Below are 25,011 nucleotides of genomic sequence, written 5' to 3'. Positions count from 1 at the left end.
ATTGTTTGATCATTCAATTAACATCAATCGGGCAATCGTTGCAGCGGCGTCACATCGCTGTTGCCTGTGAATCATGAACCACAACTGCCAAGGGGGTTCCATGAGTAAGCGCACTATCCTGGCCACGGCGGCCGCGGCCTCGTTCTGCGTGACCGCCGGTCTCGGTGGCGCCCAGGCCGCCGAGCCTCAGGAGTGTCAGAGCGTCGGCATCGCCAGCGTCAACTGGACCGGCGTGTCGGTGAAATCCCACCTGATGCAGGATTTGCTGGAGTCGCTCGGCTACGAGGTCACGCTGACCACTGCCTCGGTACCCATTGCCTTCCAGGCCGTCGGCAGCGGCGAGCGTGATTTCTTCCTCGGGCTGTGGCTGCCCACGCAGCAGAGCATGATTCAGCCCTTCCTCGAGGACGGCAAGGTCGAGAAGGTCCGCGCCAACCTCGAAGGTGCGAAGTACACCCTGGCCGTGCCGGAACACGTCTACAATGAGGGCGTTGAGCATTTCTCCGACCTCGACGAGCACAAGGCGAAGTTCGACGGCCGCATCCTCGGCATCGAGGCCGGTAACGACGGCAACCTGATCATTCAGGACATGATCGACAAGGATGCCTACGGCCTCGGCGACTGGGAGCTGATGGCCTCTTCCGAGGCGGGCATGCTCACCCAGGTCAAGCGCTCCATGCGCAACGAGGACTGGGTGGTCTACCTGGGCTGGGCGCCGCACCCGATGACGCGCAACATCGACATGAAGTTCCTGGAGGGGGGCGAGGATTTCTTCGGCCCCGACCAGGGCGGCGCCACGGTGCACACCATCGCCTCCACCGGCTACACCGAGCAGTGCCCGAACGTGGGCCGGCTGCTCGAGCAGTTCAGCGTGAGCGTGGACGACCAGAGCCTCATGGGCGACTACGTGCTCAATGAGGGCATGGATTACAGCCCGGCGGCGAAGCAATTCGTCCAGCAGCGTCCGGAGAAGCTCGCCGAATGGCTCGATGGTGTGAAGACCGCTGACGGCAGTCAGGACGCGCTGCCGGTGGCCAAGAAGGCCATGGGTGTGAAGTAACCGCGCCATCCGGTGCGCCGATGAGTCCACGGGCCGGCATGATGCCGGCCCGTTTCTTTCCGATCTTTCCGACTCACCATCAGGTCAGCTCCCGGCGACGACGCTCAGGCGATTCCCGACGCCGTGCACACCCGGTACGTACCAGCAGTTGCGCACGGCGATTCGACGGTGGACGTCGTCGTGGACCACGCCGGTGAGCGTCACCCCGCGGTCGCGCACCGTGATCCCGATGCGTGCGGCGTCGATGGAAGGATCCATCTCCATGACCTGGCGCAGCACGTCAGTGAGCTCCTCGTCGCTGTCCTCCTCGGGCGGGTAGACGTGCAGGCGGTTGTCCACATCCCCCACGCCCGGCGTCCACCACGCGAGCACCTCGGCGAGGCGGCGGTGGGCGATGCTCGGCACCGTGCCGGCCAGAGTGGCCACGTCGTCGCCGGCGGTGACGGCGATTGCGGGGCCGTTGGCGGGCGGTGCGCCGCCCACGGGGATCTCCAGGAACGCGAGCTCGCCGTGCAACCGCCGGATCACCGCGTCGGCGAGCTCCGTGTCCGGGCGGTGGCGGGCGACGTCAATGCGCAGTTCATCACGAATCCGTATGCTGCTGGCCACCTGGCGGGCGATCTGGGCCGCGCGGCGCTTTGCGACGATATCGGCGACCGTGCCGGCGAGAGTAATGCTTTCTCCGGCACGGATATCGATGGGGTAGGCGTGCACGTTGATGGCACGGTCGTGTTCGAGCGCGGCGCGTATGCGGCCGACGAGCTCGCGTTCTTCCATGGCGGCCTCCGCAGCATGGGGGTTCGTATACTCAGTATCGTTGGCGCCGGCGGCGTATGGGTCAAATGCATTGGTCGGGAGGGCACATAGGCGATGAATCAGGCCGCTGCGGAGCTCGAGAGCTGGACGGGAATCATCTCCGACGCCCTGGATGAGGGCCGGGTGGATGACGCCGTCGCGGTTGCCGCGGAACGCCACCCCGCCGCGCTCGCCGACATCCTCGAGGCATTGCCCAACGAGCAGCGCCTGCAGCTCTGGCATGCGCTGCCCGATCCCACCGCCCGTGGTGAGGCGTTGATCCAGGTGCGTCGCGAAGTGCGCGACCGACTCATCTCGGCGACGAAGCCCTCCGTGCTCGCCCGGGGTGTGGCCGACCTGGAGCTCGACGAGGTCGCCGACCTCTACGACAAGCTGCCGCACAAGGTAGTGCGCGCGCTGCTGCGTACCATGGACCTCCAGCGCCGCGAGCGCTTGCGCCGGGTGCTCTCCTATCCGCAGGACACCGCCGGCGGCTTGATGGACGCCGACGCCATCGCCGTGCGTGGCGACATTACCCTCGAAACCGCGCAACGATACCTGCGCCGGGTTCGCAAGAAGGATGGGGCGCTGCCCGAGCACATCACCGCGTTGTTCGTGGTGGACCGCCACAACCAGTTCATCGGCATGCTGCCGCTGGCGGATCTCGTCGCCGGCGACCAGGCGGCGTTCGTCGGCGATGTCATGAACCGGGATTTCGAGCCCATCGACGCGGCGCTCTCGGCGAACCGGGTGGCCCGCCTGTTCGAGGATCGCGACCTCACCTCCGCCCCCGTTGTGGACGACGATGGCGCGCTCATCGGCCGTATCACCGTGGATGACGTGGTCGATGTCATCCGCCGGGAAGGCGAGCAAACACTGATGCAGGCCGCCGGACTCGCGCAGAGCGAGGATATGTTTGCCCCCGTGTTCGCGACCGCCGGGCGACGCGGTATCTGGCTGGCGGCGAACCTGGTCAACGCGCTGCTTGCGTCATGGGTGATCGGGCTGTTCGGGGCGACCATCGAGCAGCGTGTGGCGCTGGCCATTCTCATGCCCGTCGTTGCCAGTATGGGAGGTGTGGCGGGTATCCAGACGCTCACGCTCGTGACACGGGGGATCGCGCTGGATCAGGTCAGCCGCGCCAACGGTGCCCGCCTGCTCGCCCACGAGCTCGGCGTTGCCGCGGTACTCGGCGTCTGCCTCGCGGCGGTGCTCGGCGGTGCCGCGTTCGCCTGGTTTCACGACCCCGTTCTCGGGGTGGTCTTCGGCTCGGCGGTGATCGTCAATCTCGCCAACGCCGCCTTTTCCGGTACGCTCGTGCCATTACTGCTCGAGCGCGTGGGCATCGACCCGGCACTCGCCGGCGGCATGCTGCTCACCGCGCTCACCGACATCATCGGATTCGCGAGCTTCCTCGGCTTCGCCACCTGGGTGCTGGTCTAGGGCGTTGCCGTGTTCCGGCGGAAACACGCAACGTGCAATGCGGGATATCGATGGCGAGGCGCTGGCACGGACACAGGCACGTAGTGACCGCCCGTATCGCATCGAGCACCCGCCATCGTTGGTTCTTGGTGACTGCCTTGCACGCATCGTGCGCGCGTTGAGTTCGATAACACGGGAAGAGGCGGTTACGTCAGCTCCTCCGCGCGGGGCAGGGCGTCATAGGCGCCGTAGCGGGAGGCGGTGAGGGCGCCGGCCTGGGTGGCGCGTTCCACCGCAGTGGTGACGTTACCGGACGCCGCTGTCCAGTCCGGGAGGCTCGCACGGGTCACGTCGGCGTTCGCCAGTGCCTGGAGAAACGCGCCCACGAAGGCGTCGCCGGCGGCAGTGGTGTCCACGGCCGTGATGGCCGGCGGCGTTACCGTCATGGTGCCGCCCGCCGTGTGTATCCGCACGGGGCCGCCGCCGTCGGTGACCAGCACGAGTGACGTGCCGCTCGCGAACAGGCGCTCGATGAGCTCGGTACCATCGGCATCGCCATAGAGCGCGTCGAGCTCCTCGGTGCTTGCTTTCACCACGTCCGCGTGGCCGAGTGCTTCGGCGATGGCTGCGGGTGCCTCTGACGGCCGCGGCCATAGTGGTTCGCGGTAGTTGATGTCCACGCTGACGATATGGCCGGCCGCACGTGCTTGCGCCAGTCCGGCAAGCGTGGTGGCGCGAATCGCCTCGTCGGTGAGTGTGTTCGAGCACACATGGAATATACCGGGCGTCTCGAAACATGCCGACGGGAAATCGTTCGCGACGAACTCCAGATCCGCCGCGCCATGGCGGTAGAACGAGAAGCGCCGTTCGCCGGAGGCATCGTGGGCGACGAAGGCGAGGGTGGTGGGCGCGTGCTGTGACCGCAGCAGGTGAGCCGTGTCGACGCCGTATCCGGCGAGCGCGTCCTCGATGAGGTCGCCGAAGAAATCGGCGCCCACGCGGCCGAGGAAGGCGGCATCACCACCGAGACGCGCGACGGCCACGGCGATGTTCGCCGGTGCACCGCCCGGGCAGGGGCGGAATGCGTCGACCGCCGAGACGCCGGGGGCTCCCGCGTACTGGGGCATCATGTCGATCAGCGCTTCGCCGAACGCCCAGACTCGTCGCATGCTCTCTCCTCCCGTTTGTATGTACCGTGGCCGGGGCGCTACGCTTCCAACACTCACGAGACTCGCCGCGCCGCTCCCGGCACCCTGACACAGGACACTAACGGCGTCCGACAGGGCGCGCTTCGCAATCTGGAGCAATCGGCGCATGAATGCATTCCCCGACTGGTACAGCAAGGATTTTCTGCGCGGGCATGTCGCGCAGACCATGGCCTTCTACCATCCGCGTTGCCTGGACCACGGGCGTGGCGGTTTCTACCAGCACTTCCGCGACGACGGCAGCATCTACGATGCCGATACGCGGCACCTGGTGAGCAGCACGCGCTTTGTCTTCAACTACGCGATGGCCTGGCGGCACTTCGGCGAGCCGGCCTATCGCGAGGCTGCCCGGCATGGTCTGCGATTTCTGCGCGAGGCACACCGAAACCCGGAAACCGGCGGCTACGCGTGGGTGCTGGGTGGCGGCGATGCGGTGCTCGACGGCACCAATCATTGTTATGGCCTCGCCTTCGTGGTGCTCGCCTACGCCACCGCCGTTTCAGCGGGCCTCGACGAGGCTCGGCCGTGGCTGGAGGAGACCTGGGCGCTGCTGGAGCGCTGGTACTGGGAGCCGCAGGCCGGGCTGTACCTGGACGAGCGTTCCGCCGACCTCGGCGAGGCGAGCGGTTATCGCGGCCAGAACGCGAACATGCACGCCTGTGAGGCCATGATCGCCGCCTGGCAGGCCACCGGCGAAGCGCGTTATCTCGACCGGGCGGTGACGCTGGCGCGGCGGGTGAGCGTGGACCTCGCCGGTCACGGCGATGGCTTGATTTGGGAGCACTACGACCGGAACTGGCGGATCGACTGGGACTACAACCGCGACGATCCGAGCCACCTGTTCCGTCCCTGGGGTTTTCAGACCGGCCACCAGACCGAGTGGGCGAAGCTGCTGGCGAGCCTGTACCGGTACGCCCCTGAGGCCTGGATGCTGGAACGCGCCGAGGCGCTGTTCGCCGCCGGCATGCGCCATGGCTGGGACGCTGAGCACGGTGGATTGGTCTATGGCTTCGACCCGCAGTATCGGGTCTGCGACGGCGACAAGTACTTCTGGGTACAGGCCGAGAGCCTCGCCGCGGCCGCGCGGCTCGCCGAGTTGACCGGCGATACCACGTACTGGCGGGACTACGAGCGTTTGTGGGCCTACGCGTGGGCGCATTTCATCGATCACGATCACGGTGGCTGGTACCGCATCCTCGACGCGGCCAACCGCCGCTACGATGACAAGAAAAGCCCGGCGGGCAAGACCGACTACCACACCATGGGGGCGTGCTACGAGGTGATGGGGGTGCTCGACCGTATTTCCGCGTGAGGCGGCGAAGCCGCACGTTTAGTGGAAAGTTGCAAGTGACAAGTTGAAAGTGGCGAGCCGGCGCCCGCGGTGCCGTTGCCACTCGCGACCTGGCACTTGCAACGTTGAACTTGGAACTGGGGAACGGCCTTCGGCCGTGATCGCTCATGCCCGCTTCGAGCTCGCTGCGCTCGCCTGGAGCGGGCCTACGGCGGCTGCTGAGCGCCGTAGCCGTAGGCCGGCACACGTGCGCGGCAGCGCATCGGATGCCGGCATGGACGTGAAGGCGGCGAAGCCCCACCTTTAGAGTGGACGCGCAGCGGTCCGCCAACGTGCTACTACGAGGATGTTGCCAAATGACAGACGACCGCACCGCCGAGATGCGCTTGCGCTTTGCCCGGCAGTTCTTCGATACCATCCCCCACAGCAGGGTGCTGGGGATGGAGCCCATCGCCGTGGGCGAGCGCACGTTGACCGCGCGCTTGCCATACAAGTCGGAGATGGTCGGCAATCCGGTCACCGGCGTCATACACGGCGGAGTAATCACTACGCTCGTGGATCAGACCAGCGGCGGTGCGGTGATGGCCGCCCTGGCCGATTCCCGGGCGGTGGCAACGCTCGACTTGCGCATCGACTACATGCGGCCGGCGACACCCGGCGAGCCCGTCTACGCCCACGCCGAGTGCTACAAGCTCACCGAGCAGATCGCTTTCGTTCGCTGCACCGTCTATCAGGATGATATCGACGACCCGGTCGCCACTAGCATGAGTACGTTCATGCGTTCCGCCGAAGGCACGCCGAGCATGGTGGAGGGGGTGGCATGAACGATCTCCTTCGCCGCATGCAGGCCGCTCGGCAGGCCGAGGATCCGGAGGCGCTGGTCGCGCTCATCCCCTACGCCCGCCTACTGGGGGTGAGCTTCACCGCCACCGACGAGGCGCTTACCTTCCGCCTCGATTTCCATGAAGGCAACGTGGGCAACCCGTATCTGCCGGCGCTCCACGGCGGTGTTATCGGCGCGTTCATGGAGAATGCCGCGATCCTGCACCTGCTCTGGACCCAGGAGGCGACGCGGGTGCCCAAGGTCGTGGACTTTTCCATCGATTACCTGCGTCCCGGGCATCCCGACGTGCTGTGGGCGGCCTGCGATGTCCGCCGCCAGGGTCGGCGGGTGGCGAACGTGGGCGTCGCTGCCTGGCAGGAGGGCGACGATGGGCAACGTGACGTCGCCACCGCCCGCTGCCATTTCCTGCTGGCCGATCCCGCCGGTTGAAGTCCGCGCGTTGACGAGCGGGCAATCGCCGCTCCCTTCCTTTCACGAATCCTCCCTTGGCATGCCGGCGTCGTTACGCCGGCATGGCGCCGCCGTCCTGCCATGACCGGTGGCCGTGAAGGCCCGCTCGTGTCGGGTTGCGGTCGGCCGCGTATGGTGTTTGAATCTTGTTTGGGCATTTGCCCGGTTATTGGTCAAATATGGCGCCTCATGCAGAGGCGCTCGATGAGGAGGAGGTGCGTTGTGAGGCTTGCTGGGAAGGTGGCGCTGGTAACCGGCGGGGCGCGGGGCATCGGGCTCGCGATCGCGCGGCGGTACGTGGACGAAGGCGCCTGGGTGGTGGTGGCCGACGTCGATCGCGAGGCGCTGCAGGCGGCGGTGGACGACGTCCTCGGGGAGCGCGGGCGTGCGCTGTATCTCGACGTCACCGACCAGGCGGCGGTGGAGCGCGGCGTGGCCGGCGTGCACGAGGAGTTCGGGCGGCTGGACATACTCGTCAATAACGCCGCGGTGTTCGATCTGGCACCCATCGAGGACGTCACGCGGGAGAGTTTCCGGCGGATCTTCGACGTCAATGTGGAAGGTGCGTTGTTCATGATGCAGGCCGTCGCCCGCTACATGCCCGGTGAGGACGGGCGCGGCAAGATCGTCAACATGGCGAGCCAGGCCGGGCGTCGGGGCGAGGCGCTGGTGTCGGTCTACTGTGCCTCCAAGGCGGCGGTCATCAGCCTGACGCAGTCGGCGGGGCTGGCGTTCGCGCGCCGCGGCATCAACGTCAACGCGATCTCCCCCGGCGTTGTCGATACCCCGATGTGGGACGAGGTTGATGCGCTGTTTGCCAGGTACGAACACCGCGAGCCCGGCGAGAAGAAGCGCCTGGTGGGGGAGGCCGTGCCCTTCGGCCGGATGGGTGTGCCGGATGACCACGCCGGTGCCGCGGTCTTTCTGGCCTCCGCCGAGTCGGATTACGTGGTCGGGCAGACGCTCAACGTGGACGGCGGAAATTGCCTGAACTGAACGAAGGGTTGTCAAAATGCCCGCTCAGTGGTCAAATGCTCGAATTGATTGGGCATTTGCCCGTGCTTCAGGTAAAGGCTCGGATCGCCGTGGCGGCTGCCGCGGTGAACATATGAGCAGAGGAGGAGAGCGATGAGAACGCGTAATCGTGTGCTCAGCACGGCCGTCGTCGCGGCCCTCGGTTTCGGGGCCGCGGCGAACGCCGTCGCGGTGGAGATTACGATCGCCACCGTGAACAACGGCGACATGATCCGGATGCAGAAACTCTCGGAGGTCTTCGAGGAGAACCATCCGGACATCGACCTGGAATGGGTGGTCCTCGAAGAGAACGTGCTGCGTCAGCGGGTGACCACGGATATCGCCACCGGGGGCGGTCAGTTCGACGTCATGACCATCGGGACCTACGAGGTGCCGATCTGGGCCAAGCAGGGCTGGCTGAACGCCCTGAGCTTCCCCGATTCCTACGACGTGGACGACCTGCTGGCGCCCATCCGGGCCGGTCTCTCCCACGAGGGCGAGCTGTACGCGGCGCCGTTCTACGGCGAGAGCAGCATGACCATGTACCGCCGCGACCTCTTCGAGGAGGCGGGGCTGGAGATGCCGGACAACCCCACCTGGGGCGATCTCTACGGATTCGCGAAGCAGCTTCACGCCCCCGATGAGGGCCAGTTCGGCATCTGTCTGCGCGGCAAGGCGGGCTGGGGCGAGAACATGGCGCTGGTGAGCACCATGATCAACGCCTTTGGCGGGCGCTGGTTCGACGGGCAGTGGCAGGCGCAGCTCGACAGTCCCGCGTGGCAGCACGCCATCGACTTCTACGTGGATCTGCTCGGCAACTACGGGCCGCCCGGTGCGTCCAGCAATGGCTTCAACGAGAACCTGGCACTGTTCAATTCCGGCAAGTGCGCCATGTGGGTGGACGCCACCGTCGCTTCGGGCTTCGTGACCGACCCCGACGAGAGCGAGGTGGCCGACAGCGTGGGCTTCGCCCAGGCGCCGCATGCGGTCACGGGCAAAGGTTCGCACTGGCTGTGGGCGTGGTCGCTGGCGATTCCGGCGAGCAGCGAAAAGGTCGACGCCGCCGAGACGTTCATCGGCTGGGCGACGTCCAAGGCGTACACGCGCCTCGTCGCCGAGCGCGAAGGCTGGCGCGCGGCGCCGCCGGGAACCCGCAAATCCCTCTATGACAACCCAAAATACCAGGAGGCCGCACCCTTCGCCGACCAGGTGCTAACGGCCATCGAGAGCGCGGACCCGGCCGACAGCACGCTGCGCGAGACGCCCTACATCGGCGTGCAGTTCGTTGCCATTCCCGAGTTCCAGGGTATCGGCACCGTCGTCGGCCAACAGATCGCCTCGGCGCTCACCGGCAAGGTGAGTGTAAGCCAGGCGCTGGAGAGCGCGCAGCGGTCCACCGAGCGGACCATGGCGCGTGCGGGTTACGGCAATGAGTGAGCAGGCCACGCCGGCGCGCGGAATGCGCGCGCCGGTGCTCTCGACCCCTCGCCTGCGGCGGCCGTCCATGTCGAGGGAGCGTCTGGTCGGTCTGGCGGCGGTCTCGCCCTCGGTGGTGCTCCTGTTCCTGTGGATGGCGGTGCCGCTGGGCATGACCATTTACTTCTCGCTGCAGCGCTACCTGCTGCTGCAGCCGGGAAGCAGGGCGTTCATCGGCCTGGAGAACTATGCCTATTTTCTCCAGGATCCGGCGTTTTTCACGGCGCTCGCCAACACGCTGGTCCTGGTGGGCTCCGTGCTCGCGATCACCGTGATCGGCGGAATCGGCATCGCGCTGCTGCTCAACCAGCCGTTTTTCGGGCAGGGCGTGGCGCGCATTCTCGCGATCTCGCCGTTCTTCGTAATGCCCACGGTGAGCGCGCTGATCTGGAAGAACCTCCTGATGGATCCGACTTCCGGGTTTTTCAGCTGGGCGCTGACCAGCGTCGGTCTGGAGCCCGTGGTCTGGTTCAGCGACTGGCCGTTGCTGTCGGTGATCCTGGTGGTCGCCTGGCGTTGGCTGCCGTTCGCCGTGCTGATCCTGCTCACGGCGTTGCAGTCGCTCGATGAGGAGCAGCGCGAGGCCGCGGAGATGGATGGTGCCGGGCCGCTGCCGTACTTCTTCTACATCGTGCTGCCGCACCTCGCCCGCGCGATCACGGTGGTGATTCTCATCCAGACGATCTTCCTGCTGGTCGTCTTCGCCGAGATTTTCGTGACCACCACCGGCGGCCCCGGCCTGCAGACCACCAACATCGCGTTTCTCGTCTACTCGCGTGCGCTGCTGGAGTTCGATGTCGGCGGCGCTTCGGCGGGCGGCGTGGTGGCGGTGATTCTCGCCAACATCGTCGCGATCTTCCTGGTGCGGCTGATTGGCAGGAACCTGGAGAGTTGAGGCCATGAACGACACCCTGAAGTGGAAACGCGTCGGCCTCGGGCTCGCCGCCTGGGCGGTGGCGCTGGTGATGTTCTTCCCGATCTACTGGATGCTCATCACCAGCTTCAAGACGGAAGGCGCCGCGGTGAGCACGCCGCCGACCTTCCTGCCGCTGGAGCCGACCCTCGAGAACTACCTCACGGTGAACGAGCGCAGCGACTACCTGAAGTTCGCCCTGAACTCGGTGATCGTCGCGTTCGGCTCCACCGCGCTCGGCCTGATGGTCGCGGTGCCCGCGGCCTGGGCGATGGCATTCATGCCCAGCCGCCGTACCAAAGGCACGCTGCTGTGGATGCTCTCCACCAAGATGCTGCCGCCGGTGGGCGTGCTGGTGCCGATCTACCTGGTGTTCCGGGACTGGGGGCTGCTGGATTCGCGCTTCGGCCTGACCATGGTGATCATGCTCATGAATCTCCCGATCATCGTGTGGATGCTCTACACGTACTTCCGCGAGATTCCGGGCGAGATCCTCGAGTCCGCGCGCATGGAAGGGGCGGGGCTGTGGCAGGAGCTCATCCACATCCTGCTGCCGATATCCCTCGGTGGCATCGCCTCGACGCTGCTGCTGTCGGTGATCCTGGCGTGGAACGAGTCGTTCTGGAGCCTGAATCTCACCTCCTCGGACGCGGCGCCGCTGACGGCGTTCATCGCCTCGTATTCCAGTCCGGAGGGACTGTTCTGGGCGAAGCTCTCGGCCGCCTCGACGCTGGCCATCGCGCCGATCCTGGTGCTCGGCTGGTTCAGCCAGAAGCAGCTGGTGCGCGGACTCACCTTCGGCGCCGTGAAATAGATCGGGAGGAGACGAACATGGGCAACATCCAGCTCTCGGGGGTCAACAAGACCTTCGGCAATTTCGACGTGATCCGCGATGTGGATCTCAGTATCGACGAGCGCGAGTTCGTGGTCTTCGTGGGTCCGTCCGGATCCGGCAAATCGACCCTGCTACGCCTGGTCGCCGGCCTGGAGTCGGTGACCAGCGGCAGCATTCTCATCGACGGGCGCGACGTGACGGCGGTGCGGCCATCGCGGCGCGGCCTGGCGATGGTGTTCCAGAGCTACGCGCTGTACCCGCACATGAGCGTACGCAACAATATCGCCTTCGGCCTGAAAATGGCCAAGGAGCCCAAGGCGCGCATCGAGGAGAAGGTCAACGCCGCCGCGCGCACCCTGCAGCTCGAGAGCTATCTCGACCGCAAGCCGCGCGCGCTCTCCGGCGGCCAGCGTCAGCGCGTGGCCATCGGCCGGGCCATCGTGCGCGACCCGACGGCCTTTCTCTTCGACGAGCCCCTGTCCAACCTGGATGCCGCGCTGCGGGTGCAGATGCGCCTGGAGATCGCGCGTTTGCGCCAGACCCTGGACGCCACCATGGTTTACGTGACCCACGACCAGGTCGAGGCCATGACGCTCGCCGACAAGATCGTGGTTCTGCGTGATGGGGCGGTGGAGCAGATCGGTTCGCCGCTGGCGCTCTACCACCACCCGGTGAACCGGTTCGTCGCCGGCTTCATCGGCTCGCCCACCATGAACTTCCTGGAAGCACGAGTGACCGCTGTCGAAGAGACGGGCGTGCGGGTGGACGTGGGCAACGACGGCTGCTCGCTGATGGTGCCGGTGGCAGGGGGTGACGTCACCAACGGTACAGGCGTCACGCTCGGTGTGCGCCCCGAGCACCTCTGCACAGGCGCGACCAACGGCACTCCGGCGCTTGTCGGTGAGGTCCAGGTGGTGGAACGCCTCGGCGGTGTGACCTATCTCTACGTGCGCCTTGCCGACGGTAATACCGTCACCGTGGAAGCGGGCGGCAACGACGCCACCCGCGTCGGTGAGTCCGTGCGCGTGGGTCTCGACGGCGGCACCTGCCACCTCTTCGACGCGCACGCCCGCGCCCTGCCGGCGCTGTTCCGTCACCCGATTGCGGATGCACCCGCGGGAACCCACTGAAGCCACGGACAGACCATGGACTGCATTATTTTCGATTGTGACGGCGTGCTCATCGACAGCGAGGCCGTCGTGCTCGATGTGCTTGCCGATCGCTTCGCCGCCCGAGTTTCTGCAGGCGAGGCGGTTCGAACGGACATCGCGGGATTGCTGGGGCTGCCGCTAGAGGCGATCGCCCGGGAGATCGGGCAGCGCCATGGCGTGACCTTCGACGATGAGTGGGTGCATAGCGCGAACCGCGAGGTCGAGCTCGCCCTGCACGAGCTCGACCGCGCAATACCGGACGTCGCGTGGGCGCTGGGGCGCATCGAGCTGCCCAAGGCAGTGGTTTCCAACAGCCGTCTCGACCGCGTGCACGGGGCGTTGCAGCGTACGGGGCTGGCGCGGTATTTCGGCGAGGCGGTCTTCGCCGCCGAGCTCGTCGCCGCGCCCAAGCCCGCCCCGGACGTATACCGCCACGCCGCGGCCCGGCTCGGCTATGACCCGGCGCGCTGCATTGCCGTCGAGGACAGCCGGGCCGGCGTTACCGCTGCGGTGGCGGCCGGACTGACCGTGATCGGCTTCACCGGTGGTGGCCATATACCCGCCGGTCATGCCGATACCCAGCAGCGCATCGGCGCGGTGACCTCCATCGCTTCCATGCGCGAGCTGCCGGAGACGCTCGCCCGCCTCACCGAGAACTAGGGCGCAGAAGGGGGAGAGATCATGTACCAGGAGAAGTTCAGCCTCGCCGGACGCAACGCGGTGGTCACCGGTGGCGGCCGAGGTATCGGCTTCGCGATCTGCGAGGCGCTGGCGGAGGCCGGCGCCCACGTCGTCGTCGTCGACGTCAATGACGATGGGGCGCAAGCGGCCGTGGACCGCCTCGGTCAGGCGGGGTACAGCGCAGAGGCGTTCGCGCTCGACGTGACCGACCCAGAGGCTGTCGGTGAGGCGGCCAGCGCCCTCGCCACCCGCCTCGGCCACGTCGACGTGCTGGTCAATAACGCCGGTGTCGCAGCCAACATCGACGCCACCGATTACGATGACGATGCCTGGCGCCACCTGATGGGCGTGAACCTCGACGGTGTGTTCTACTGCTGTCGGGCGTTCGGCCGGCACATGGTGGCCCAGGGTAGCGGTGCCGTCGTCAATCTCGGCTCCATGTCGGGGCTCATCGTCAACAAGCCGCAGCCCCAGGCGCCATACAACGCCAGCAAGGCGGCCGTGCATCAGCTGACCCGCTCGCTGGCCTGCGAGTGGGCGGAACACGGCGTGCGCGTGAATGCGGTGGCACCCGGCTACGTGAACACCGAGCTCACCCTGATGGGGCGTTCCCGTCAGGACTGGAACGACACCTGGCTCGAAATGACGCCGATGAACCGTTGCGCAGAGGTCGACGAGATCGCGAGCGCGGTGCTGTTTCTCGCCTCCGACGCGGCGAGCTTCTGTACGGGCTCGGTGCTGGTGGCCGACGGCGGCTATTCGTGCTGGTAGGGAGGTAAGCGCCAACGCATGCGAGGATTCGACGCCAAGCTGGACCAGGCGGCACGCATTGCCTGGATGTACCATGTGGAGGGGGCTACCCAGGACCAGATCGCCCGCCAGGTCGGGCTGTCGCGTCAGGGCGTCCAGCGCGCGTTGACCCTCGCACGTGCGGAAGGGCTCATCAAGGTACGCCTTGATCACCCGGTCGCCGCTTGCATGGAGCTCGCCGAAGCGCTGCGCGAGCGCTACGGCCTGCGCTATTGCGACGTCGCGCCGATCATGCCGGGCACCACGAGCCTGCGGCCGCTGACGGTCGTCGGCGCGGCCAAGCTGGAAAACTACCTGAACCGCTCGGAGCGGCTGGTCATCGGTGTTGCCACCGGGCGTACGCTGCGGGCGATGATCGACGAGACGGCGCATGTCGACTGCGCGCATCATCGTCTGGTCGCCCGCGTCGGTGTCATTTCCCCGGACGGCGCGACCAACCCGTTCGATGCGATGGCCTGGCTCGCGGACAAGACCGGCGCGCGCAGCTATCAGCTGCCCGCCCCCATCATGGCGGACTCTGCGGAGGAGCGGGAGCATTTCGCGAACCAGCGCCTCTACCGTCTGGTCTACGATCTGGCCGAGCGTGCCGACGTATCCTTCGTGGGGATCGGCACCATCGACGAGCACGCGCCGCTACGCCTGGAGGGATGTATCAGTCCGGCCGAGGTGGATGCGCTGCGCTCCCGCGGGGCAGTGGGCGAGATCACCGGCTGGGTGCTGGATCGGGACGGGCGCCTGCTCGACGACGAGATCAACGATCGCGTGACCAGCATTCCGATACAGCCGGAGCACGAACAACTCATCATCGGTGTGGCCGGTGGGCGGAGCAAGGTCGGCGCCATCCGTGCCGCCCTGCGCGGGCGGTGGCTGTCCGGTCTGATCACCGACGAGGAGGTCGCCCGCGCGGTGCTGACGGACTAGCCGTTCCCGGGCGCGCGGGCAGGTCTACGCATGCCGGCATCACCAGTCGGCCAGAACGAACGACGAATGCATCGAGGAGAGCAATGACCAGTCAGCCCTGTGTCGTTGGATTGGACTTCGGCACCGAGAGCGCCCGCGGTGTGCTCATCGGTGCCGCCGACGGCGAGATTCTCGCCGTTCATCGGATCGTCTATCCCCACGGTGTGATGAGCGAATCCCTGCCGGACGGTACGCCGTTGCCGCCGGACTGGGCGCTTCAGGACGCCGACGACTATCTGCACGCCGCCGGGGAAATCCTGCGTCGCCTATCCGAAGCGGCGGTCGCCGCGGGCGGTCATATTGCCGGGATCGGCATTGACTTCACTGCCTCGACGGTGCTGCCGGTCACCGCGCAGGGCGTACCGCTGAGCCGCCACTATCCGCAGCACCCTCATGCCTACGTGAAGCTCTGGAAGCACCACGCCGCTCAACCCTGGGTGGCCGAGATCAATGACACCGGCGGAGAGTTCCTCGCTTATACCGGCGGCGAGACGTCATGTGAATGGATGTTCGCGAAGGCCGCGCAGTTGCGCTCCGAGGCACCCGGGCTCTGGGCGGAGAGCGCGCGTTTCATGGAGGCCGGTGACTGGCTCGTCTCCGAGCTCGTCGGCGCAGAGGTGCGCAGTACCTGCCAGGCTGGCTACAAGGCGCACTATCTCGACGGTGCCGGCTATCCGTCCGAGGTGGACACACTCATTCCTGGTCTGCGTGAGCGGCTGCGGGAGCCCACGCCCATCGGCGAGCCGGCCGGCGAGCTCGCGCCTGCGTGGATGGACCGGATCGGGTTGACACGGCCGCCGGTGGTGGCTGTCGCCACCATCGACGCCCACGCGGTGATGCCGGGCGTGGGGGTGAGCACCCCCGGCACCCTGGTCGCGACGCTGGGAACATCCGCGGGGTATATGCTGGTTTCCCCGGACTGCCGTCGTATTCCCGGCATTGGCGGCGTGGTCCGTGACGGCATCCTGCCCGGTTACTGGGGGTACGAGGCCGGACAGGCCGGTTTCGGCGATCTTCTGGCGTGGTTTGTGCGCACGTTCCCGTCGGGGGAGGATGCCGACGCGAGCTTTGCTCACTACAACCGGGCCGCGGCGGCGCTGCCTCCGGGGGCGAGCGGGGTCATGGCGCTGGATTGGTGGAACGGCTGCCGAACCCCACTCATCGACCCCGAGTTGTCGGGGGTGTTCGTGGGCATGACGCTGCAGACCACCCGGGAAGAGCTCTACCGCGCGCTGCTCGAGAGTCTCGGCTTCGGCATGCGCCGGGTGGTGGACACCCTGACCGAGGGCGGGCTCGACGTGGATGAGCTGGTGGTCACCAGCGGCCTGGCCGAGAAGAATCCGTTCATCGTGCAGCTTGTCGCCGACGTCACCGGCCGCGACGTGCGCGTGCCTGACGTCCAGGAAGCCACGGCCCGGGGTGCGGCGATTCACGGTGCCGTCGCCGCCGGCCTGGTGGACGATTTCCAGGCCGGCGCCGCGGCGCTCGGTGCCCAACGCACGCGCCGGGTGCTGCCGGTTGACAGCGCCACGGTGCGTTACACGGAACTCTACGGCCTCTACCGCACGCTCTCCCGCGCGCTGGTGGACAGCGACGTCATGCCCGCGCTACGCCGGCTGCGCGGAGCCACCGGCCGGCCCTGAGTAGGCGAGCGGTGGCCTGCGCCACCGCGCGCGTTACGCGGAGGTGTAGGTTACTCGATCATCCCCTGCACGCGTTCCGCCATCTCCGGGTCCTTACGGAGCTGCTGGGAAATGGCGTTGTACTCATCCACGCTGAGGCCGCTGTCCTCCACCGCAGAGATCATCTCGTCATTGGCCGCCTGCTGCATCTCTCGGGCCTTCTCCTCGTCCTGGACGTCGCGTAGCTTCTCGGAGTAGTCGCTGCGGATATCCTGAATTTGCCCGAATGCCTCGCTGAATTGCTCGAGCTTCGTGTCACTCACCTCGGCGGAACCCTGGGGGTTGCCCTCGGTCTGCGCGTGCAATGGGGCAGTGGCGACAAGCATCGCGAAGGCAGCACTGGTGAGAATTTTGCTGGTGAGTCGCATGGATAACCTCTTTCGTCTGCGACGGTTAGTCAGGGGAGCGAATGCGCTTCCCCCTAACGTGGAGGCATGGGTCGTGCCAAGGCTGTCGCTCCCGGCCAATGGCGAAGACTGGGGGATTTGACCGAATGAATGTGGGTGATACTGGGACAGGTGTATCGATATGAGACGTCCGACGCTGCGGCTGCGTACCGCTGTGATTCTGACCGTGCTCATCCCGGTGGTGCTGCTGGTTGCGTTGGGCGGGGGGATGAGCCTGCATCTGGTGGAGCAGGTGGCGGAGCGGCGTCTACGCGAAGACATTCAGCTTATAGCCCGTGCCCTGGAGCCACCGTTGACCCGGGCGTTGCGTCGTGGCCGTGAGGGCGCGCTTCAGCAGGCGCTGGACTCGGCGTTTTCTTTCGGTCGGGTCTACGGCGCGCACGTGCTCGCCGCTGACGGCAAGGTGCTGGCCGGCGCGGGTGCGGGGTCGGAACGGGTGTTATCGGATGACAGCCTCTCGGCGGCCACGCGGTCGGGGGATCGCTGGGGCGTGTACGCGCGCTCTGGTAGTGAGCCGGTGTACGCCTATTTCGTGCCGTTGGTGGGCGCCGACGGGCGTTTCGAGGCACTGCTGCAGATTACCCGGAACCGCAACGAGATGCGCGCCGTGCTCGCCCGGATACGATGGTGGGGAACCGTTGGGCTGGGGGTGTTCGCCACCGGTTTGCTGGCGGTGTTGTTCATCGGACATCGCCAGGCTGTGGTGCATCCCTTCGAACAGCTCCTGGCCAGTCTCCACCGTATCGCAGCCGGAGCGCGTGATCATCGTCTGACACCGGCCGGCCCGCTCGAGCTGCGGCGGCTCGCCGAAAACATCAACGAGATGCTGGATGCGCTGCAGCGCAATCAGCGTGAGGTTGCTCGCCGTGAGATGGTGGAGATGAGTCTGCGCGACGATTTGCGACAGTCACGGCGCCTCGCCGTCGTTGGCGAGTTCGCTGCCGGTGTGGCCCATGAACTGGGAACCCCGCTGAGTGTCGTGGACGGCACGGCCCAGCGGCTCGTCCGGCGCAGCGACGATGCCGGTGTCCGCCGTGCCGCCACACGCATACGCGATCAAGCCGCGCGCATGAGCCATATCCTGCGTCAACTCATGGATTTCTCCCGGCGAACGCCGCTACGGCGGCGTGACGTGGCCGTTTGGGCCGTGGTACAGCGGGCCGTGGAGCGCGCCGAAGGTGAACATGCCCCGGCGGTGATCGAGTTGAGCGATCCGCCCGATGATCGAGATCTGCCGCGGGTAAATGTCGATCCGACAAGGCTCGAACAGGCGCTCGGTCACCTGTTGAGTAACGCCGTCCGCGCCGCCGGTTCGGCCCGCGTGCTGGTGGGCGTCGACGAGCGTCCCGGCCAGGTGGTGATTTTCGTCGAGGACGAGGGAAGTGGCGTGCCTGCCGAGCTGCGCGAGCGTTCCTTCGAACCGTTTTTCTCTACACGCCCCACTGGCGAGGGGGCGGGGTTGGGGTTGCCGGTGGTTCATGGCATTGCCGAGCAACACGGAGGAGGCATCGGCGTGGTCGATCCTGTCCACCTGAGCGGCGCACGCTTCGAGCTTTGGTTGGCGTGCGGCGCAACGTCGGAGGTTTGGGAAGGTTGAGCGGCATGTACCAAGCGCAGGTGCTGGTGGTCGAGGACGACGAGGCGCTCGCGGGCCTGATCACCGACGAGCTTGCGGACACCGGTATCGAGGCGCGTGCGGTAGCGACGGCGGAAGCTGCACTGGATCTACTTGCCGGCGGCGGCGTCGATTTGCTTGTCAGTGATCTGCGTCTGCCCGGCGCCGATGGTATGCAGCTGTTGCGGGCGCTGCGTGCTCGCCGCGGCGGTGACCTGGTGGGGTTCATCGCCATCACTGCATTCGGCAGTATCGAGCAGGCGGTGGCGGCGCTCAAAGAAGGAGCGGACGATTTCCTCACCAAACCGCTGGATTTCGAGCACTTGACGGTCAGTGTGCAAAAGGCTTTGCACTATCGTCGATTATTGAGGCGTGTCGCGGAGATGGAGGCGGCGCCGGCCGGCGATGTCTTTCACGGCATGGTTGGACGCAGTCGGGCAATGCTTGCGTTGTTCGATGTGGTGCGCCGTATCGGTGCGACGGAAGCCTCCGTGCTCATCACCGGCGAGAGCGGTACCGGTAAGGAGCTCGTTGCCCGCGCACTCCATGCCGAGAGTGCGCGGGCGGCGCGGAGCTTCGTGGCGGTGAATTGCGCGGGTGTACCGCCGGATCTGCTCGAGAGTGAATTCTTCGGCCATGTCCGCGGTGCCTTCACAGGGGCGCAACGCCAGCGTGACGGTCTCTTTCAGGAGGCTGACGGTGGCACCCTGTTCCTTGATGAAATCGGTGAGATGCCGGTGGCGCTCCAGGCCAAATTGCTGCGCGTGCTCGAGGGCGGCCGTTTTCGTCCGGTCGGTGCGCAACGTGAGCTCGAGGTGGACGTTCGCGTCGTGGCCGCCACCAACGCGGACCTTGAAGAGGCTGTTGCCGAGGGGCGCTTCCGTGAGGACTTGTTCTACCGCCTGGAGACCTTCCGCATCGAGGTGCCACCACTGCGCCAGCGCGGCGATGATCTGGACCTGCTCACCGCGCGCTTCGTTGAGCAGTTCGCCCGCCGCCTCGGCCGCGAGGTACCGGCGCTCGAGCCATCGGCGGTAGCAGCGCTGCACCGCTACCATTTCCCCGGCAATGTGCGTGAGCTCGCTAACGCCATCGAGCGTGCGGTCACGCTCTGTCGCAGCGGTCAGCTCACTGTCGCGGATCTGCCGTCGCGCTTGCAGGACGCATCCACGCCGGTGCGAGGCAACGATCGGCCCGGGTCTTCCCGCCTACGCTCGCTCGCAGAAATGGAGTACGCCTATATCCAAGAGGTCATGGAGGCGGTGGGAGGCAACAAACGCCGTGCAGCCGATATTCTGGGCATAGGCCGGCAGACGCTCTACCGTAAGCTCGCCAGCGATGGCTGATAGACGGTGGTTGGTAGCGGTTCACGACGAGCCGGAGAGCACGACTGCCTGGCCCCAGTCGGATGGCGGATCTGTGGTAATGCTTGGGACATCGTGCAGGGGCTTCGGGTGCCTGTGCCCGGTGCCGTCAGCGCCGCACCTCGGCGCCGCTGACGATCGTCTTGGGCAGCGTATAGCGCATCTCGCCGCCGGCGATGGTCCGTGTAACGGCGATACGGCCATTGTCGATGCCAGCGAGCCGGCCGAGATGGGTCTGGCCATCGCGGGTATGCAGCCGCACGGACGCGCCGGCGTGCTGTGCGAGCGCCTCCACCGGCACAGGCCGGTAGCGGGGCGTCGTGCCGCTATCGTTCGTGGCCGTGCGCGTGGATTGATCGTCGCTTCGTGCCGGGGCCGACTCGTCACTCGGGAGCCACGCCGCCACCGACAGATCCACCGGTATCCCGTTGATGCTGACCGACGGCGCGCTCCTGGCGATCGAGGCCAGTGCGCCGTCACCGTTGGTCAGCGCGGTCAGAGCGAGCGCGCGGCGCGGAGAGTGGTCGATGAGCATATCGCCGCCGTGGCGGATGAATTCGCGGTAACGGCGGCTCGCTTCGGGGGAAAGCGGCGTGCCGTGCTCGCGGTAATCACGCTGAACGGCTTGCAGGTGGCGGTCGATGAAGCGTTTGACCGGTTCGTCGGCCCGCGCCGCGCAATAGTGATTGCGGCTCGCGTTGAAGCCGAGATCCGTGTAGCGCACGCGCAGGCCCGTCAACGCCGGGGTGTCGGCGGTCGAGAGAACGCCTTCGGCAGTGACCGCAGCGACTTGCGCGAACTCGGCGTCGAGCAGCAACTCGGTGCGGCCGCTCGCCTCGTGGCGGCGTATGCGCAGGCTCGCCTCGCCGCGCAGCGTGCTCTGATTCACCGCCTGGAGCACGCTGGCGGTGAAGGGGGCGTCGGGCGCGGAGCAGCCGGCCGCTGCCAGGGGCGTACCCAGGGAGGCGCCACCCGCCGCGGCATCGAGCCGGGCGACCAGGGGATCGTCGCTGTCGATACGAATCCCGGAGGCGATGAGCTCCACGCGCGCGGGCGGTTCGCGCCGGCGCAGCCGGGCGAGCAGCTCCCGCGGGCCGGCGAGCTCGCTGCTGTTGATTTCGAGACGCTGGATGAAGGCACTACCTTCGCCGTTCGCCGGCCGCAACGCGAGCTCATGCACCTCGATCGTGCCCGGTACGCTGCTGTCCACCGACTCCCAGTCCAGGCGCACGTAGGGCGACAGCTCGGCGGCGATGTCGTCCATTACTCTGCCGCTTTCGTACCACAGATAGCCCCGAAGCGCCCCATAGCCGGCGATCACCGCCACCAGCAGGAGCAGCAGCGTGCGCCCGAGAAATCGTACGAGTCTTTGCATCATTGTTGGCTCGGTCCCTGATTTATCGGCGCCCCGTGCCCCCGCGCCTGCACGTAGCGTATCAGTTGCGGGAAGAATGCGTGGAAGTCCGAATCGAGATGAGGATATGCCGCGCGCAATTCGGGCAGTGTGCCCCGCAGCAGCTCGGGGCGGCGCAGGCGGTAAGCCATGCGGTCGAGGGCGTGGGCGGTATTCTCCAGGCGGGCGTAGGCGGTAAGCCAGTCGCCGTCGCGCATGGCGGGCAACAGGCGTGCGAGCCGTGTCGGCAGGTAGTCGTAGTGCGCCTCCAGCGTGCGGTAGACCCGGGCACTGAACGCGGCGAGGGGCTCGCTACTGAAGTGTGCCCAATCGCGGGCGAGGAAGTGGTCGTAGGCGAGGTCGACGATCACCCCCGCCACTCGCCGGCGGTACCGGGGCAGACGCCGGCATGCCGCACGGGTCGCCGGGTGTTCGTCGGTGAACCGGTCCACGCGCCGATGCAGCCGGATACCCGCGCGGATCGCCGCCGGCAGCCCCGGGTCGGGGCGGCCGCGGACGAAGTCCCCCATGAGGTTGCCTACCAGGAAGGCGTCGTCGACGTCGGCGAGGTAGACGTGAGCGAGGAAGTTCATGGGGCCGGCTGTGGCAGACGGGCGCGAACGTCGTCGGGGACGGGCACGGATTTGCCGGCCCCGTGATCGACCCAGACCATCCGGGCGGTGCCGACGCTGTAGGTAACGTCCGGACGGTCGGCGTCCACGATCTCGTAATGGGTCTCGAAGCTGCTGCGCCCGGGGGCTCCGCCGAGCATGCGCACGCGCAGCCGTGCCGGGTAGGTGATGGAGCGCATGAACTCGCAGTACGCGTTGACGATGACCGGTCCGGTGTCGCTGCCGTGACCGACGCTCGACCCGGCGCCGATCTCCGCCAGCCACTCGATGCGGGCCTGCTCGAAGTAACGGAAGTACACCGTGTTGTTGACGTGCCCGAGTGCGTCCATGTCCGCCCAGCGCACGCTGAGCTCGGATTCGATCAGCAGTGTGGTCTCGCTCAACTCGTTTGCCTCCCGTGGTGAAGGTCAGCGGCGTCAATACGGCGCCAACGGTCATTGATATGTCGTCATGTGCAAACTGACACAGCCGCTCCCCCGCCAGCATGGGCCCACTGTGCTGACTGGCGCGAGGGAGATAAGGCCATGAATCGGAATGTCATTGTAACCTGTGCCGTTACCGGTGCAGGGGACACCGTGGACAAGCATCCCGCTATCCCGGTGACACCGGCGCAGATCGCTGACGCCGCCATCGAGGCCGCGCAGGCCGGTGCGGCGATCGCCCATATCCACGTGCGCGACCCCGAAACCGGGGGCATCAGTCACGATACCGCACTGTTCCGCGAGGTCGTCGAACGTGTGCGCGCGTCAGGCACGGACGTGGTCCTCAACCTGACCGCCGGTGGCGGAGGCGACTGGGTGCCGTCGGCCCACGACCTCAGCCGGGGCGGCCACGGGACCGACATGCAGAGCCCGGCCGAGCGTCACGAGCCGGTAGGCGCCCTGTTACCCGAGATCTGTACGCTCGACTGCGGCAGCTACAACTCGGGCGACATGGTTTACGTGAGCACCGCGACGATGCTGCGCGAGCACGCGCGGCTCATCCAGGCGGCCGGCGTCAAGCCGGAAATGGAGTGCTTCGAGCTGGGCCACGTACGCTTCGCACGGCAGCTCGTCGAGGAGGGGCTGATCGCCGGCGATCCCATGTTCCAGCTCTGTCTCGGGATCCCCTGGGCGGCCGAGGCGGATACCGGGACCATGCTCGCCATGCGCGACAAGCTTCCGGCCCGTGCCCACTGGTCGGCGTTCGGCATCGGCCGCCAGCAGATGCCCATGGTGGCGCAGGCGGCGCTGCTCGGCGGCCATGTCCGCGTGGGCCTGGAGGACAACCTGCGGCTTTCCAGGGCCGTGTACGCGAGCAACGGCCAGCTCGTCGAGCGTGCCGTGAGCATCGTCGAGAACCTGGGTGCGCGCGTGCAGACGCCCGCCGAGGCCCGCGAAGCCCTGGGCCTGCATAGCCCCCGGCAGTAGTCATTGCCCCCGCCCGCGTGCAACGGCGGGCGCGGTCCCCCCTGACATGGTTTCCGAGGAGAACCCCGCATGAGCGACGTGAATACAATCGCTGTCGTGGGCACGGGTGTGATCGGCAATGGCTGGATTGCCCGTGCGCTCGCCCATGGCCACGACGTGATCGCCACCGACCCGGCGCCGGATGCCGAAGCCCGCATGCGGGCTGCGCTCGACACCGCCTGGCCGAGCCTGGAGCGCGTTGGCCTTGCCGACGGGGGCTCGCGCGAGCGTGTACGCTTCGAGCCGGATCTGGAGCGCGCCGTGGCCGGTGCCGACGTGGTCCAGGAGAACGCGCCGGAGCGGGAATCGCTCAAGCGCGAGCTGCTGGCCAGAATCGATGCTGCCGCACCGGCCCACGCGCTCATCGGCTCGTCCACCTCGGGGATCATGCCCAGCCGTCTCCAGGCGGACTGCGCGCACAACCCGGGGCGGGTTTTCGTGGCCCATCCGTTCAATCCAGTCTACCTGTTGCCGCTGGTGGAGCTGGTGGGCGGCGAGATGACCACTCCGGCGGTGATCGGGCGCGCACAGGCGTTCTACGGGGACATCGGCATGCGCCCGATGGTGGTGCGCCGGGAGGTAGAAGGGCATGTCGCCGACCGCTTGATGGAGGCGCTCTGGCGGGAGGCGCTGCACATCGTCAACGACGGCGTGGCGACCACCGAAGAGGTGGATGCCGCTGTCGTCTATGGCGCGGGCATGCGCTGGGCGCTCATGGGCACGTTCCTGACGTTCCACCTCGCCGGCGGCGAGCAGGGCATGCGGCACATGCTCGAACAGTTCGGGCCGGCGCTGAAGCTGCCGTGGACGCGGTTGGAAGCGCCCGCGCTCACCGACGAGCTCGTCGAGCGTGTGGTCGCCGGCTGCGAGCACCAGGCCGCCGGCCGCAGCGTCGCCGAGCTCGAGCGCCGGCGCGACGACTTCCTGGTCCGGTTGCAGGCAGTGCTCGAGGAGTACTGGCCGGAGGCCGAGGGTCTGGAGGGGCGCATCTGATGACCCCGCGCACCATCCTGCACGCCGAGGTCCGCCCCGAGTGGGTGGACTACAACGGCCACATGAACGATGCCGCCTATGCGGCGGTGTTCAGCAACGCCACCGACGCACTCATGGATACTCTCGGCATCGACGCGGCCTTTCGCGAGCGAAGCGGGTATACGGTCTACACGCTGGAGGGGCATATCCGCTATCACCGCGAAGCCCGGGAAGGCGATCCCCTGGCCGTTACCGCCCGGCTCCTCGATCACGACACCAAGCGCTTGCACGTATTCTTCACCCTGACGAGCGGCGCGACCTGTCTGGCAACGGGTGAGTACATGCTCATGGGCATGGATACCGAAGCCGGCCGCCCCGCGCCGTTCCCTCCGCCCATCGCCGCCGCCGTCGACGCCCTTGCCGCCGAGCAGGCCGATCTCGAAACGCCGCCGGAAGCGGGGCGGCGCATCGGTATCCGCCGGTGAGTGAAGGGACCACAACGATTCACAAAAGAAGAACACAAGGATGTACGGCATGTAAGGGGAGCAATGCGGCTGCCGGCGCGGTAGGTCGGGGACCGCTGTCAGGCGG

The 25,011-nt window shown here is 67.0% G+C and carries 25 protein-coding genes; 19 read left to right on the top strand and 6 right to left on the bottom strand.

The window, feature by feature from the left end; all coding sequences use genetic code 11:
• Positions 1–100: 100 nt before the first annotated feature.
• Positions 101–1,060, top strand: coding sequence for a glycine betaine ABC transporter substrate-binding protein (locus ACPEES_RS05070; protein WP_435101698.1), 960 nt, complete (start codon positions 101–103; stop codon positions 1,058–1,060).
• Between the two features lie 84 nt (positions 1,061–1,144).
• Here ACPEES_RS05070 and ACPEES_RS05065 read toward each other — a convergent pair whose 3' ends face one another.
• Positions 1,145–1,837, bottom strand: a complete 693-nt coding sequence (locus ACPEES_RS05065) for a BON domain-containing protein (RefSeq protein WP_435101696.1) — start codon at positions 1,835–1,837, stop codon at positions 1,145–1,147.
• 93 nt (positions 1,838–1,930) lie between these two features.
• On the opposite strand from ACPEES_RS05065, the gene mgtE reads away from it, so the two are divergent.
• A complete protein-coding gene (mgtE, locus tag ACPEES_RS05060) occupies positions 1,931–3,298 on the top strand; it encodes a magnesium transporter (RefSeq protein WP_435101694.1) in 1,368 nt (455 codons plus the stop codon).
• 185 nt (positions 3,299–3,483) lie between these two features.
• Here the strand turns inward: mgtE and ACPEES_RS05055 are convergent, their stop codons facing one another.
• Complete coding sequence (locus tag ACPEES_RS05055) at positions 3,484–4,446, bottom strand: carbohydrate kinase family protein (RefSeq protein WP_435101692.1); 963 nt, start codon at positions 4,444–4,446, stop codon at positions 3,484–3,486.
• A gap of 145 nt (positions 4,447–4,591) precedes the next feature.
• Here ACPEES_RS05055 and ACPEES_RS05050 point away from each other — a divergent pair, with 145 nt between their 5' ends.
• The 12 genes from ACPEES_RS05050 (at position 4,592) to ACPEES_RS04995 (ending at position 16,550) form a co-directional block, all read left to right on the top strand.
• On the top strand, positions 4,592–5,794 hold the full coding sequence (locus ACPEES_RS05050) for an AGE family epimerase/isomerase (protein WP_435101690.1): 1,203 nt from the start codon (positions 4,592–4,594) through the stop codon (positions 5,792–5,794).
• Positions 5,795–6,129: 335 nt separating this feature from the next.
• Positions 6,130–6,597: a PaaI family thioesterase gene (locus ACPEES_RS05045; RefSeq protein WP_435101688.1), complete on the top strand. Its 468-nt coding sequence runs from the start codon at positions 6,130–6,132 to the stop codon at positions 6,595–6,597.
• Entirely contained in the window at positions 6,594–7,046 is a 453-nt protein-coding gene (locus ACPEES_RS05040) for a PaaI family thioesterase (RefSeq protein WP_435101686.1), read from the top strand. Before ACPEES_RS05045 ends, ACPEES_RS05040 begins: the two co-directional genes overlap by 4 nt.
• 243 nt (positions 7,047–7,289) lie before the next feature.
• Entirely contained in the window at positions 7,290–8,063 is a 774-nt protein-coding gene (locus ACPEES_RS05035) for an L-iditol 2-dehydrogenase (protein WP_435101684.1), read from the top strand.
• Between the two features lie 132 nt (positions 8,064–8,195).
• Positions 8,196–9,518 carry an ABC transporter substrate-binding protein gene (locus tag ACPEES_RS05030; RefSeq protein ID WP_435101682.1) on the top strand — a complete coding sequence of 441 codons (1,323 nt, stop codon included), beginning with the start codon at positions 8,196–8,198 and terminating at the stop codon, positions 9,516–9,518.
• Complete coding sequence (locus ACPEES_RS05025) at positions 9,511–10,452, top strand: carbohydrate ABC transporter permease (RefSeq protein ID WP_435101680.1); 942 nt, start codon at positions 9,511–9,513, stop codon at positions 10,450–10,452. Before ACPEES_RS05030 ends, ACPEES_RS05025 begins: the two co-directional genes overlap by 8 nt.
• Before the next feature lie 4 nt (positions 10,453–10,456).
• A complete protein-coding gene (locus ACPEES_RS05020) occupies positions 10,457–11,284 on the top strand; it encodes a carbohydrate ABC transporter permease (protein WP_435101678.1) in 828 nt (275 codons plus the stop codon).
• A 17-nt stretch (positions 11,285–11,301) separates the two neighbouring features.
• Positions 11,302–12,435 carry an ABC transporter ATP-binding protein gene (locus tag ACPEES_RS05015; RefSeq protein WP_435101676.1) on the top strand — a complete coding sequence of 378 codons (1,134 nt, stop codon included), beginning with the start codon at positions 11,302–11,304 and terminating at the stop codon, positions 12,433–12,435.
• Positions 12,436–12,450: 15 nt separating this feature from the next.
• Positions 12,451–13,116, top strand: a complete 666-nt coding sequence (locus ACPEES_RS05010) for an HAD family hydrolase (protein WP_435101674.1) — start codon at positions 12,451–12,453, stop codon at positions 13,114–13,116.
• 21 nt (positions 13,117–13,137) lie between these two features.
• A complete protein-coding gene (locus ACPEES_RS05005) occupies positions 13,138–13,908 on the top strand; it encodes an SDR family oxidoreductase (RefSeq protein ID WP_435101672.1) in 771 nt (256 codons plus the stop codon).
• An 18-nt stretch (positions 13,909–13,926) separates the two neighbouring features.
• Entirely contained in the window at positions 13,927–14,868 is a 942-nt protein-coding gene (locus ACPEES_RS05000; RefSeq protein ID WP_435101671.1) for a sugar-binding transcriptional regulator, read from the top strand.
• Positions 14,869–14,951: 83 nt separating this feature from the next.
• Positions 14,952–16,550 carry a ribulokinase gene (locus ACPEES_RS04995; protein WP_435101669.1) on the top strand — a complete coding sequence of 533 codons (1,599 nt, stop codon included), beginning with the start codon at positions 14,952–14,954 and terminating at the stop codon, positions 16,548–16,550.
• Positions 16,551–16,600: 50 nt separating this feature from the next.
• On the opposite strand, the gene ACPEES_RS04990 is transcribed toward ACPEES_RS04995, so the two are convergent.
• Positions 16,601–16,957, bottom strand: coding sequence for a DUF4168 domain-containing protein (locus ACPEES_RS04990; protein ID WP_435101667.1), 357 nt, complete (start codon positions 16,955–16,957; stop codon positions 16,601–16,603).
• A gap of 160 nt (positions 16,958–17,117) precedes the next feature.
• Between ACPEES_RS04990 and ACPEES_RS04985 the strand changes: the two genes are divergently transcribed.
• Positions 17,118–18,593 (top strand): sensor histidine kinase, encoded by a 1,476-nt coding sequence (locus tag ACPEES_RS04985; RefSeq protein ID WP_435101665.1) that lies wholly within the window; start codon positions 17,118–17,120, stop codon positions 18,591–18,593.
• A gap of 5 nt (positions 18,594–18,598) precedes the next feature.
• On the top strand, positions 18,599–19,957 hold the full coding sequence (locus ACPEES_RS04980; protein WP_435101663.1) for a sigma-54-dependent transcriptional regulator: 1,359 nt from the start codon (positions 18,599–18,601) through the stop codon (positions 19,955–19,957).
• Between the two features lie 127 nt (positions 19,958–20,084).
• Here the strand turns inward: ACPEES_RS04980 and ACPEES_RS04975 are convergent, their stop codons facing one another.
• Genes ACPEES_RS04975 through ACPEES_RS04965 form a run of 3 tightly spaced genes read right to left on the bottom strand, consistent with a single transcriptional unit; the run spans position 20,085 to position 22,383 of the window.
• Entirely contained in the window at positions 20,085–21,353 is a 1,269-nt protein-coding gene (locus ACPEES_RS04975; protein WP_435101661.1) for a hypothetical protein, read from the bottom strand.
• The gene (locus ACPEES_RS04970; RefSeq protein WP_435101659.1) at positions 21,350–21,961 is read right to left on the bottom strand and encodes an ACP phosphodiesterase; all 612 of its coding nucleotides are present in this window, start codon (positions 21,959–21,961) and stop codon (positions 21,350–21,352) included. Before ACPEES_RS04970 ends, ACPEES_RS04975 begins: the two co-directional genes overlap by 4 nt.
• Positions 21,958–22,383: an acyl-CoA thioesterase gene (locus ACPEES_RS04965; RefSeq protein WP_435101657.1), complete on the bottom strand. Its 426-nt coding sequence runs from the start codon at positions 22,381–22,383 to the stop codon at positions 21,958–21,960. The genes ACPEES_RS04970 and ACPEES_RS04965 overlap by 4 nt, the downstream gene beginning before the upstream one ends.
• A gap of 141 nt (positions 22,384–22,524) precedes the next feature.
• Between ACPEES_RS04965 and ACPEES_RS04960 the strand changes: the two genes are divergently transcribed.
• From ACPEES_RS04960 to ACPEES_RS04950, 3 genes are all read left to right on the top strand, one after another.
• Positions 22,525–23,409, top strand: coding sequence for a 3-keto-5-aminohexanoate cleavage protein (locus tag ACPEES_RS04960; RefSeq protein WP_435101655.1), 885 nt, complete (start codon positions 22,525–22,527; stop codon positions 23,407–23,409).
• 69 nt (positions 23,410–23,478) lie between these two features.
• Positions 23,479–24,441, top strand: coding sequence for an L-carnitine dehydrogenase (locus tag ACPEES_RS04955; protein WP_435101653.1), 963 nt, complete (start codon positions 23,479–23,481; stop codon positions 24,439–24,441).
• Positions 24,441–24,905 carry a thioesterase family protein gene (locus ACPEES_RS04950; RefSeq protein WP_435101651.1) on the top strand — a complete coding sequence of 155 codons (465 nt, stop codon included), beginning with the start codon at positions 24,441–24,443 and terminating at the stop codon, positions 24,903–24,905. The genes ACPEES_RS04955 and ACPEES_RS04950 overlap by 1 nt, the downstream gene beginning before the upstream one ends.
• Positions 24,906–25,011 lie beyond the last annotated feature (106 nt).

Source organism: Arhodomonas sp. AD133 (genome assembly GCF_051195215.1).
Classification (GTDB): Bacteria; Pseudomonadota; Gammaproteobacteria; order Nitrococcales; family Nitrococcaceae; genus Arhodomonas.
The sequence above is the reverse complement of the archived record's forward strand: the minus strand, read 5'-3'. Positions and strand labels throughout refer to the sequence as shown.